The organism is Actinokineospora sp. (assembly GCF_052390155.1).
In the GTDB taxonomy this organism is placed as follows: domain Bacteria; phylum Actinomycetota; class Actinomycetes; order Mycobacteriales; family Pseudonocardiaceae; genus Actinokineospora.
Genome location: NZ_JBQTHF010000006.1, coordinates 144,386 through 155,623 on the forward strand (window position 1 = coordinate 144,386; position 11,238 = coordinate 155,623).

An 11,238-nucleotide genomic window follows, 5' to 3' on the forward strand; every position below is an offset into this window, starting at 1 on the left:
AGATCGGCATCCCCGGCGACCAGGTCACCACGGTCAAGGCCGCGGCTGGGAATCACGTGCCGAACCCGCTGCGGGTCCCCCGGGGCGGCGAATCGAACGCAGCCGTTCGCAGTGCGCACCACCAGTCGCGGCACAGGGAAACCCATAACACAGAATTACCCACCTCGGTGGTATCACCTGAGCGGGTGACCTCTAAAGTGGTGCAATGCCTTCTGGTGACGCCGAGCCTTCCGACCGTTTGCCGCACTTCGACACCGTTCTCCGCGGGTACAACCCCCGTCAGGTCAACGAACGGGTCACGCGACTCACCTACGACCTGCGCCATGCGTCCAAGGGACGCGAAGAGGCCGCGTCGAAGGTGGGCGAGCTAACCAAGTCACTCGGCTCGTTGCAACAGCAATTGCTGGAAACGACCACCCGGCTCAACCGCATCAGCACGAACCCCAACAGCACCGAGGGCATGACCGAGCGGGTGCGGTTGATGATGCAGTTGGCCGAGGAGGAGATCGCCGAGTTCAAGCGGCAGGCCAACGACTACGGGCAGGCCACGCGCAACGAGGCGGAGGCGTACGGGGCGAACACCCGCCAGGAGGCCGACGCCTACGCCACCGGCACCCGGACCGCGGCTGACGACCACGCCGCGCAGACCAGGCTCAGCGCCGAGGCGTACTCCGCGAACATCCACAGCAAGGCCGACGACGCGGCCGCCGTCGTTCGCGCGGAGGCCAACGCCTACGCCACCGACCTCAAGGGCAAGCACGACCGGATGCTCGCCGAGCTGGCCGAGCGCCGCAAGCAGTTGGAGGCGGACTACACCCGCAACCACGCGGAACTGGACGCCGAGTACGAGTCGATGCGCTCCACACTCGCCGCCGAGCACAAGAAGCTGATGGCCGACGCCCGCGCCGAGGTCGAGCAGCAGACCAAGGCGAACGAGGCGCGCATCGCCCAGCTCTACGCCGACGCCTCCGCCCACCGCGACCAGCTCGACGCCGAGGGGCTGCGCGTGCGCGAGCAGCTCGACGCCGAGTCGGACCGTCGACGGGCAGAGACGCAGGCGCAGGCGGAGAAGGTGTTCGCGGGCAGGCAGGCCGACGCCGAGACCGCGCTCAAGGCCCGGATCGACCAGGCCGATGCGGCCGTCGCGGCGAAGTCGGCGCAGGTGGACAAGGCGCTCGCGGCCAAGACCCACGAGGTGGAGTCGGGGCTCGCGGCGAAGTCGAAGGACACGGAGCGGGCGCTCGTCGAGCAGCGGTCCAAGGCGGAGTCCGAGATCGCCGCCCGCAAGGACACCGCCGCGAAGCAGGCCGCCCGGCTCGTCGCCGACCTGGAGCAGCGTCAGTCGGACACCGACAAGGCCATCGCCGACCAGCGCTCGAAGGCAGCCGCCGAGCTGGCCGCCCAGAAGGACGCCGCGGAGAAGCAGGCCGCGAAGCTCATCGCCGACACCGAGCGCCACCAGGCCGAGACCGACAAGGCCCTCGCCGACCAGCGCTCGAAGGCAGCCGCCGAGATCGCCGCCCAGCGAGACGCCGCCGAGAAGCAGGCCGCGAAGCTGGTCGCCGACACCGAGCAGCAGAAGTCGGACACGGAGAAGGCCCTCGCCGACGCCCGTACCAAGGCCGACAACGAGATCAAGGCCAAGCGGGACAACGCCGAGAAGCAGGCCGCCGCCCTGGTCGCCGACGCCGACAAGCAGAAGTCGGACACGGAGAAGACCCTCGCCGAGGCCCGCACCAAGGCCGACAACGAGATCAAGGCCAAGCGCGATGCGGCAGACAAGCACGCCGCCGACGTCCGCGCCGACGCGGAGGCCAGGCTTTCGCACGCCACCGAGAAGCAGCGCACAGCCGACGACTTCGAGCGTCGCGTCTCCGAGCAGGTGACGAGCACCTTCGCCATCCTGGAAGAAGCCAAGCGCCACTTCACCGAGACGATGGCCAAGGCCGCCGACACCAAGTCCACTTCGGACACATCCGCGCGCCCCGGCCAGACAACACCCGCTCCGACGCCCGCCCGCGCGGGCGCCCGGTAAGGTCAGTTACGCACGCTCGGCCCCCTCGACCTGGTTGTCGAGGGGGCCGAGCCACGTTGGGAACCCCCCGGCCTGATCAAACCTTTTCCAGGTACTCCGCGCGCTCGTCGTCCACCAACTGGCCCACCATATGGGCCAGACCGGGAAACGCCGCCAACTCCGGGTCATCGGCAATCAGTGCCTGCGCGACCACCCGGGCATCGGCGATCACATCCTCATCACGCAACAACGACAGCAGCTTCAACCCCGACCGCGATCCCGACTGGCTGGCACCGAGAATGTCGCCCTCCCGACGCATCTCCAGATCAAGCCGAGCCAGCTCGAAACCGTCCAAAGTGGAGGCAACAGCATCAAGTCGGTCGCGAGTGGCCGTGCCGCCGATCATTTCCGTGACCAGTAGGCACAGCCCAGGGGCGCTGCCCCGTCCGACGCGCCCGCGGAGCTGATGGAGTTGGCTCATCCCGAACCGCTCCGCATCCATGATCACCATCGCGGTGGCGTTGGGCACGTTCACCCCGACCTCGACCACCGTGGTAGCCACCAGTACATCGATCTCGCCCGCGGCGAACGCGCGCATCACACGATCTTTTTCGTCGGCCGCCAGGCGTCCGTGCAGAATCCCCAGGCGCAGCCCGGAAAGCGCGCCATCCGCGAGCATCGGCGCCACATCGGACACCGCGAGCGGCGGGCGACGACCCGTGCCGTCGTCGCCGCCGGAAGCGTCCTCTGTGGACTCTTCCGCGCCGATCCGCGGGCACACCACGTATGCCTGGTGTCCTTTATGGACCTCTTCCCGAACACGTTCCCACACCCGGTCCAGCCAAGCGGGTTTCTCGGCCACCGGCACCACGTTCGTCGCGATCGGCGAGCGCCCGGCGGGCAACTCCCGCAGCGACGAGGTCTCCAGGTCGCCGTACACCGTCATCGCCACCGTGCGCGGGATCGGGGTCGCGGTCATCACCAGCACGTGCGGGCTCACGTTCTCCCCCGCCCGCGCGCGCAGCGCGTCGCGCTGTTCGACGCCGAAGCGGTGTTGTTCGTCCACCACAACGAAACCGAGGTCCGCGAACGACACCTTGTCCTGGATCAGCGCGTGCGTGCCGACCACGATTCCGGCCGCGCCGCTGGCCGCGTCGAGCATGGCCTGTTTGCGCTGTGGCGCGGAAAGCGAGCCGGTGAGCAGGGTGAGCCGGGTGGCGTTGTCGGCGCCGCCGAGCTGACCGCCCTCCGCAAGATCACCGAGCAGCTCCGCCAGCGAGCGGGAATGCTGTGCCGCCAACACTTCCGTGGGCGCGAGCAGCGCGGCCTGCCTGCCGGAGTCGACCACCTGCAGCATCGCGCGCAGCGCCACGATCGTCTTGCCGGACCCGACTTCGCCCTGCAGCAACCGGTTCATCGGGTGCTCGCCCGCGAGATCCTCGGCGATCGCCTGGCCGACCGCGACCTGCCCCTGCGTCAGCTCGAAGGGCAGCCGCCGATCGAACGCGTCGCGGATGCCGCCGTCGTGGGGCGGGCACGCGGGCGCGGGCCGCGCGGCGGATGCGGTGCGGCGCTGGGCAAGCGCGAGCTGCACGGCCAGTGCCTCGTCCCACTTGAGCCGCTTGCGCGCGCCCTCCACATCGGCCCAGTCGGCCGGTTTGTGGATCGCGCGCACCGCCTCGTCGTACTCGGACAGCCCGAGTTTGGCGCGCAGCTCGGGCGGAAACGGGTCATCGATCTCGTCGAGCAGGCCCAGCGCCTGCTGCACGCATTGCGCGATCTGCCAGGACTGGATCTTCGCCGACGCCGGGTAGACCGGAATGAGTCCGCCCGCGAAGTCCGCCACCGCATCAGGTTCCGCGTCGCCGCCGTCGAGGAGTTGGTAATCGGGATTGGCGAGCTGAAGTTTCTGCCGGAACGCGGTGACCTTGCCCGCGAACAACGCGCTGATGCCCGGCTTGAGCTTCTCCAACTGCCAGGGCTGGTTGAAGAACGCGCACTCCAGCGAGCGCTTGCCGTCGGTCAGCGCGACCTCGATGATCGAGCCGCGCTTGGTCTTCATCTGCCGCTTGTTCACCGAGACGACCTTGGCCATCACCGTGACGTGCTCGCCGACCTCCAGGCCCGCGATGTCGGTGAGCTGGCCGCGCTCGGCGTAGCGGCGCGGATAATGCCGCAGCAGATCGCCCGCGCTGTCCAGCTTGAACGCGGCCGCCAGCGCGTCGGCCGACTTCTTGCCCACCACCCGGTCGAGCCGGTCGCTCAGCGATGCCATACCTCTCCCACGCCCACGTCGGATCGGCCCGATTATGACGGTCCGCCCCGACAGTGCGTCACTCCAGGCCGAGCACCAGCACCGAATCGGTCTGCCCGCCCCGATGCACGGCGAGTTCGGCGTCCGGCCGCTCACCGCGCAGGAACTCGGCCAGCGCGTCGGCGAGTTCCGCGGGCGCGTCGCGGCCGAGCAGCGCGGTGACCAGTTCGCCACCCGCCGCGAGCATCCGGGTGACCACCGCCGCGGCGACCCTGGCCAGGGTGTCGGCCCCGGGCGGCCCGGGCTCGATCAGCACGACCTCGCCGTCCGCGAAGCCCAGCACGTCGCCCGCGCGACACGGCCCGATCCAGGTGATCGCGTCCTCGGCGGCGACCACCACTTCGCCGCGACGGGTCGCGGCGGACGCCTCGGCCATGGCCACCACGTCGTCGCCCGCGCGCCTGCGCGGATCGTGTACCGCGATCGCCGCCAGTACCTGCACGGGCGACACACTCGGCACCACAACCACGTCCTGACCAGCGGCGACGGCGCGGATCGCGGCCTCGTCGGCGATCGCGACCAGCCCGGCGTTGCCGGGCAGCACCGTCACGTGCGCCGCGCCCGTGCCGGTGATCACCTGCAGCAACTCGTACGGCGTCGGCGGCGCGCCCTCATCGACCCGCAGCACGGCCACGCCCTCGGCGAGCAGCAGGTCGGCCAGTTCGTCGCCGAGCACGGGCACCACGACCGCGCGGTCCTTGGCGAACCGGGCGGGCCCGTCCGGGGCGGCGTCGGCGAACCGGGCGACCCGGACCCGGCGCGGCCTGCCCGCATCGATGCCCGCCTCGATGGCGGCACCGACATCGTTGCAGTGCACGTGGACCGTCCACAGGTCCGCGCCGTCGCCGACCACCGACACGCAGTCGCCGAGGCCGACCAGCACCTCGCGCAGCGCGCCCGCGGCCACCTCGGTGGTCTGCTCCAGCAGGTACATGACCTCGTAGCCGTAGAGGTCCGAGCCCGCCTCTCGGGACGCGACCAGCGAATTCTCGGCAGGTCGGGGAGCCACCTTGACCTCGTCGGCGCGCACGCGCGCGGCCACCGCCAGCTCCGGCGGCGCCCCGGCGATCACCGCGACGAGCGCGTCGAGCAGCACCACCACCCCGCGCCCGCCCGCGTCGACCACCCCCGCCTCCGCGAGCACGCTGAGCTGCTCGGGCGTGTGGTCGAGCGCCTCGGCGGCGGCGACCGCGGCGGCGATCGCCACGTCGTGCAGGCCGTTGGCGCCGCCGTTCGCGGCCGCGGCGGCGTCGAGCACGCTGAGCATCGTGCCCGGGACCGGCCTGGACACGGCCGCCGTGGCCAACTCGGCGCCGCGGACCAGGGCCGCGCGCAGGCCGGGCCCGGTCACCTCGGCGTGGTCGCGCAGCGCCTCGGCCATCCCCCGCAGGACCTGCGAGACGATCACCCCGGAGTTGCCGCGCGCGCCCGCGAGCGCGCCCTTGGCCAGCACGGCCAGCGCGCCGCCCGCGTCGGCCCGCTCCGCCCCGGGCGCCCGCAGCAGCGCCTCCAGCGCGGCGCGCACCGTGTTGAGCAGATTGGATCCGGTGTCACCGTCGGCGACGGGGTAGACATTGATGTGATCGATCGCCTCGCGGTGCGCGTCGAGCGCCTGCACGCAGGCCGCGGCCCAGCGACGCACCTCGCCCGCGTCCAGTGCCTGCAGCACTAGAGCCTCCCACTCGTCCAACCGGTATCCGGGGAGACTAGTGGGAGCCCCGGTTTGGAGCGCCGTCCCGGCACCCGATACGCTGTGCAGACCGCTCAGGCCGTGCCTGGGCCCTCGTATGTGCGCTCACGATAATTGTGGGCTCCGTCAACCTGAAGGAGTGTCGACGTGGCTGCCGTGTGCGACGTCTGTGGCAAGGGGCCAGGCTTCGGCAAGTCGGTCTCGCACTCCCACCGGCGTACCAACCGCAGGTGGAACCCGAACATCCAGACCGTGCACGCCAAGCTGGGCATCTCGCAGCGCAAGCGGATGAACGTGTGCACCTCGTGCCTCAAGGCGGGCAAGGTCGTCCGCGGCTGAGAGTCCGCAGCAGAATTCCGAAACCGGCGTCGGTGACTCAGGTCACCGGCGCCGGTTTCGCTGTGTCCGCGGCCAACATCACGCGCAGCGCGGCCACGCCCGCCACCAGCGCGGCCACGGCGGCGATCGCGAACGTCGGCCGCGGCCCCACCATGGCCACCACGACACCGCCGAGCACCGTGCCCACGATGTTCGACCCGATCAGCACCGCGCCCGCCGCCGCGAACGCTCGGCCGCGGATCGCGTCGGGGGTGCGCGCCCGCACCAGGCCCTGGTGGGTCACGCTCTGCACGCCGTTGGCCGCGCCGCCAAGCAGGTAGCCGACCGCGACCGGCGGGGCGAACGGCAGCAGCGCGGGCACCAGCATGGCCACCCCCATCACGCAGCAGGCGGCGCCGAGCCCGATCAGCAGGGTCCGCTCGGCGCCCATCCGCGCGGCCACCCGCGCCCCGACGAGCACGCCGAGCATCCAGCAGGCGTGCAGCAGCCCGAGGATCGCCGCGCCGCCGCCGAGCACGTCGGTGACGTAGAAGACGTTTGCCACGTCCGCGAACATCACCCCGACGCAGGCCACGGCCAGGCTCGCCACGACGATCCGCAGCACCGGGTCGCCGAGGATGTGCCGCAGCCCCGCCGTGGCGTCGCCGCGCGCGCGGCGGGTCGAGGTGCCGCGCGGGTCGCGCTCGGCGCGGACGAGGCAGAGCAGGGCACCTTGCAACAGGTACGTCGCGGCGTCGAGCAGCAGCGCCTCCCGCGTGCCCAGCGCGGCGACGAGCAGACCGCCCGCGGCCGAGCCTGCGAGCATGCCGATGCCGCGGCCCGCCGCGAGCCAGGCGTAGCCGCGGGTGGCGTCGGATTCCCCGCACACCACTGGAATCAGCGCCGACGCGGCCGGGTTCACCACCGCCGTGCCGCAGCCAAGGACCACCAGCATGCCCAGCATCAGCGGCAGGCTGTGCATGGTCGCCACGACCCCGACCACCGCAGCGGCCTGCACCACCTGGCCTGCGATCATCAGCCTGCGGTTGGGCAGTCGGTCCACCAGCAGCCCGGCGAGCGGCGCCCCCAGCGACACCGGCACGAACTCGGCGATGAGCACGGCGACCACCGCGTACGAGCTGAAGTCCTTGACGTACAACAACAAGACGATCAGGGTGACCGCGGTCCCGAACAGCGACACGGCGGCCCCCGATGCCACCAGCGCCAGATCCCGTCTCGCCCACATCCGCTCGACGCTAGCGCCGAACGCGGTGAAGCAACACACAATTCACACACTCAGCCCGAACGCACTACCGCGCCACACCCGACCTGTCTCACCCGCGCCCTCCAACGGCCGATGGCTAGAGCCCCCAACTGATCACGCGCAGCGGCGTGATCCTGATCAGTTCGGCGCTGAACCCGGGCATCGGTGGCCGCTGTCCGGTGAGCGCCTGCGCGGTGCCGCGGATCTCCACGCCCCGCACCGTCCACGGATCCACCGACGCGAGGTCGTCGACGACGAGCGCGACGGTGCTGCCCGCGGCAACGTTGCGAAATTTCTGCGTGCGCGCCATCGCGTGACCGCCGATGTCAACGGTGCCGAGGTCGGCGTTGACGAAGAAGCCCACCGGCCGCACCTGCACGGTGCCGTCAGGGGTGACGGTCGCGAGCCGCCCGAGCGGCTGGGTGGCGAGGTAGTCGAGTTCGGACTGGGAGAACGTCATCCGCCCAGCCTGCAACCTCCACATATGTGGAGGTCAAGACCCTAGGGCAGTTTCCAGTCCACCGGTTCGGCGCCCTGCTCCGCGAGCAGCGCGTTGGCCCGGCTGAACGGCTTCGAGCCGAAGAACCCGTTGTGCGCGGACAGCGGGCTCGGGTGCGCGGACTCGACCGCGGGCACCGACCCCAGCATCGGCAGCAGATTGCGCGCGTTGCGGCCCCACAGAATCGCCACCAGCGGGCCGCCGCGGGCCGCGAGGGCGCGGATGGCCTGCTCGGTGACCTGCTCCCAGCCCTTGCCCTGATGGGCGTTGGACTTGCCGGGCTGCACCGTGAGCGCCCGGTTGAGCAGCAGCACGCCGTGCTCGGCCCACGGCGTCAGATCGCCGTTGGTGGGCGGCGGGTGACCGAGATCCTCGCAGTACTCCTTGTAGATGTTGACCAGACTCTTGGGAATCGGCCGCACCTCCGGGGCGACAGAGAACGACAGCCCGACCGCGTGCCCCGGCGTCGGGTACGGGTCCTGGCCGACGATCAGGACGCGCACGTCGGCGAAGGGCTGCTTGAACGCACGCAGCACGTTCTCCCCCGCGGGCAGATAGGTGCGTCCCGCGGCGATCTCCGCGCGCAGGAACTCCCCCATCGCGGCGATCTGCTCGGCGGCGGGCGCCAGCGCCTGCGCCCACCCTGCTTCGACAATCTCGGTCAATGGTCGTGCCACGCCGGAGAACCCTACTCAGTCCAGGCGACGCAGCTTCGCCCGGTACGTCGCGCAGTTCGCCACGTACATCGCCACGATCCCGGCCGTCATGTCGTCGGGCACCACGTAACCCTCGCGGACCTTGGCCGGGACGCCCAGCGCCATCGACCGCGCGGGGATCACCCCGTTGAACGACATGACGCCGCCCGCGCCGAGGATCGCGCCGTTCTCGACCACGGAACCGTTGAGCAGCACCGAACCCGACGCGATCATGCACCGGTCGCCGACGGTCGCGCCCTCGATGTGCACGTTGTGCCCGATCACGCAGTCGGCCCCGATCCGAACCGGGTGGAACTGGGTGCAGTGGACCACCGAGCCGTCCTGCACGCTGGTGCGCTCGCCGATCTCGATGGTGCCGTAATCACCGCGCAGCACGGCCCGCGGCCACACCGAAGCGTGCGCGCGCAGCGTGACGGCGCCGATGACCGTGGCGTCCGGGTGCACGTAGGCGTCCGGGTGGATGGTGGGCGTCAGGTCGCCGATGGCGTAGACGGGCACGACACTTCCTCACTGCTCAGGACCTTGCCGAGGTGGATCGCCTCGGGCGCGTCGGCGTAGTAGCCGAACTTGGGCACAGGTTCGTAGCCCGCGGACCGGTAGAGTTGCACGGCCTCCGGCTGCTTGCTTCCGGTCTCCAGGATCAACCTGTCGTAACCCGCTTCGGCCGCCGTCCGCTCCAACTCGGCGAGCATCATCCGCGCCAGCCCGCGACCGCGGCCCGCGGGTGAGACGTACATCCGCTTGATCTCCGCGTCCGCCCCGTGGGCCCGCCACCCGCCGGTCACCATCGCCACCCCGCCGACATACCCGACGAGGAACAACCCCCGCGGCGGCGCGAACTCGGCCGGATCGACGGGAGTGTCGTCCGGCCCGCCATAGCGAATCACGTACTCCCCCTGCACCTCCGCCACGAGGCGGACCACGTCGGGGTGGTCGTAGGCCAACACTTCGATGCGCACGCCGAGATTGTGTCGCAACGCGCAAATCCGTGTGTCGCCTTATGCCGGTGCGTGACTGGCGCCACTCGAACCGCGCAGCGACGTGGTGCGGACGGCGAATATGTTGACAGCCGAGGCTCACCGCCAGTGCTGCCACCCGGTCGCGCCCTCGTACGGGCCGCCGTCGACCGTGACGTCGGTGCCGCGGGTGACGGTGCCGATGGTGCGCCAGCCGTCCGGTACCGCGGCCGGTTCGGGGAACGTGGCCGCCAGGGCGTGGTCCTCACCGCCGGTCAACACCCAGTGGCGCGCGTCGGCGCCGAGGGCGGAGGCCACGTCGACCAGGCGCTGGTGGACCTCGATCAGGTCGGTCCGCACGTCGATCGCGACGTGGGATGCCGCGCAGAGGTGGGCGAGGTCGGCGAGGAGTCCGTCCGACACGTCGATCATCGCGGTGGCGCCCGCGTCGGCGGCCTGGGGGCCCGCGGCGTAGGGCGGTTCGGGGGCGCGGTGGGCGCCGACGACGCTGACCGGCGACCGGAAACCACGGCCGAGCACCGCCAGGCCCGCCGCGCTCCAGCCCAGTTTCCCCGCCACCGCGACGACGTCACCAGGCATGGCGCCCGCACGGGTGACCGGGGCGCGGCCCTGGAGATCACCCAGGGCGGTGACGGAGATCACCAGGGTGGCCGAGTCGGCCATGTCGCCGCCGACGATGCCGACTCGGGCGCGGGCCGCCTCGTGCCACATGCCCGCGGACAGTTCGTCCACCACCGACGCGGCTGTCCCGGATGGACACGCGAGGCCGACGAGCACCGCGGTGGGGACCGCGCCCATGGCCGCGATGTCGGCCAGGTTCACCGCCACCGCCTTGCGGCCGACCTGCTCCGGCGGCGACCAGTCGAAGCGGAAGTGGACGCCCGCCACCAGAATGTCCGTGCTCGCCACCACGCGGCCGTCGGACGCCGCGACCACCGCGGCGTCGTCGCCCGGGCCGAGCAGGGTCGCGGCGGGCTGTCGGCGGCCGTCGGTGATTCGCCGGATGAGGGCGAACTCACCCACGTCGGCCACCGTCTCCGCGCTCCGCGGTGGGTCCGATCGCATGAGTTCCTCCGATCACCGACACTCGGAATCCCCATCGATCCTGAACTGGGGTACGTTGCTGGACACGTTCCTACCTCTTGGGGACTCCTAGCCGCGAAGGGGCGCGCCGTGGTCCATGCATACATCCTTATCCAGACCGAAGTCGGCAAGGCCGCGGCCGTGGCCGCCGAGATCGCCGACCTCGATGGTGTCACCACGGCCGAGGATGTAACCGGGCCCTACGACGTGATCGTGCGGGCCGAGGCCGACAACGTCGACCTGCTCGGCCAGCTCGTCGTCGCCCGCATCCAGAGTGTCGACGGCATCACCCGGACGCTGACCTGCCCGGTGGTCCACCTCTGAGCGAGCCCGCGAGCGAGCAATCGACACAGGGCGAGCAGT

The 11,238-nt window shown here is 71.1% G+C and carries 11 protein-coding genes; 3 read left to right on the forward strand and 8 right to left on the reverse strand.

Annotated features, from left to right (window positions below; translation table 11 throughout):
- Nucleotides 1-205 precede the first annotated feature (205 nt).
- Nucleotides 206-2,035, forward strand: a complete 1,830-nt coding sequence (locus ACT4N7_RS02870) for a hypothetical protein (protein ID WP_444826970.1) — start codon at nucleotides 206-208, stop codon at nucleotides 2,033-2,035.
- A 76-nt stretch (nucleotides 2,036-2,111) separates the two neighbouring features.
- Here ACT4N7_RS02870 and recG read toward each other — a convergent pair whose 3' ends face one another.
- Entirely contained in the window at nucleotides 2,112-4,289 is a 2,178-nt protein-coding gene (recG, locus tag ACT4N7_RS02875; RefSeq protein WP_444826971.1) for an ATP-dependent DNA helicase RecG, read from the reverse strand.
- Nucleotides 4,290-4,347: 58 nt separating this feature from the next.
- A complete protein-coding gene (locus tag ACT4N7_RS02880; protein ID WP_444827048.1) occupies nucleotides 4,348-5,994 on the reverse strand; it encodes a DAK2 domain-containing protein in 1,647 nt (548 codons plus the stop codon).
- A gap of 171 nt (nucleotides 5,995-6,165) precedes the next feature.
- Here ACT4N7_RS02880 and rpmB point away from each other — a divergent pair, with 171 nt between their 5' ends.
- Complete coding sequence (gene rpmB / locus ACT4N7_RS02885; RefSeq protein ID WP_444826972.1) at nucleotides 6,166-6,357, forward strand: 50S ribosomal protein L28; 192 nt, start codon at nucleotides 6,166-6,168, stop codon at nucleotides 6,355-6,357.
- A 37-nt stretch (nucleotides 6,358-6,394) separates the two neighbouring features.
- On the opposite strand, the gene ACT4N7_RS02890 is transcribed toward rpmB, so the two are convergent.
- From ACT4N7_RS02890 to ACT4N7_RS02915, 6 genes are all read right to left on the reverse strand, one after another.
- Nucleotides 6,395-7,582 carry an MFS transporter gene (locus ACT4N7_RS02890; RefSeq protein ID WP_444826973.1) on the reverse strand — a complete coding sequence of 396 codons (1,188 nt, stop codon included), beginning with the start codon at nucleotides 7,580-7,582 and terminating at the stop codon, nucleotides 6,395-6,397.
- 115 nt (nucleotides 7,583-7,697) lie between these two features.
- Nucleotides 7,698-8,060: a PPOX class F420-dependent oxidoreductase gene (locus tag ACT4N7_RS02895; protein WP_444826974.1), complete on the reverse strand. Its 363-nt coding sequence runs from the start codon at nucleotides 8,058-8,060 to the stop codon at nucleotides 7,698-7,700.
- 41 nt (nucleotides 8,061-8,101) lie between these two features.
- Nucleotides 8,102-8,776 carry a uracil-DNA glycosylase gene (locus tag ACT4N7_RS02900; protein WP_444826975.1) on the reverse strand — a complete coding sequence of 225 codons (675 nt, stop codon included), beginning with the start codon at nucleotides 8,774-8,776 and terminating at the stop codon, nucleotides 8,102-8,104.
- Nucleotides 8,777-8,791: 15 nt separating this feature from the next.
- Nucleotides 8,792-9,313 carry a gamma carbonic anhydrase family protein gene (locus ACT4N7_RS02905; RefSeq protein ID WP_444826976.1) on the reverse strand — a complete coding sequence of 174 codons (522 nt, stop codon included), beginning with the start codon at nucleotides 9,311-9,313 and terminating at the stop codon, nucleotides 8,792-8,794.
- Nucleotides 9,286-9,774 (reverse strand): GNAT family N-acetyltransferase, encoded by a 489-nt coding sequence (locus ACT4N7_RS02910; protein ID WP_444826977.1) that lies wholly within the window; start codon nucleotides 9,772-9,774, stop codon nucleotides 9,286-9,288. The genes ACT4N7_RS02905 and ACT4N7_RS02910 overlap by 28 nt, the downstream gene beginning before the upstream one ends.
- A gap of 117 nt (nucleotides 9,775-9,891) precedes the next feature.
- Complete coding sequence (locus ACT4N7_RS02915; protein ID WP_444826978.1) at nucleotides 9,892-10,857, reverse strand: thiamine-phosphate kinase; 966 nt, start codon at nucleotides 10,855-10,857, stop codon at nucleotides 9,892-9,894.
- A 108-nt stretch (nucleotides 10,858-10,965) separates the two neighbouring features.
- On the opposite strand from ACT4N7_RS02915, the gene ACT4N7_RS02920 reads away from it, so the two are divergent.
- Nucleotides 10,966-11,199: an Lrp/AsnC ligand binding domain-containing protein gene (locus ACT4N7_RS02920; RefSeq protein WP_444826979.1), complete on the forward strand. Its 234-nt coding sequence runs from the start codon at nucleotides 10,966-10,968 to the stop codon at nucleotides 11,197-11,199.
- Nucleotides 11,200-11,238: the final 39 nt, after the last annotated feature.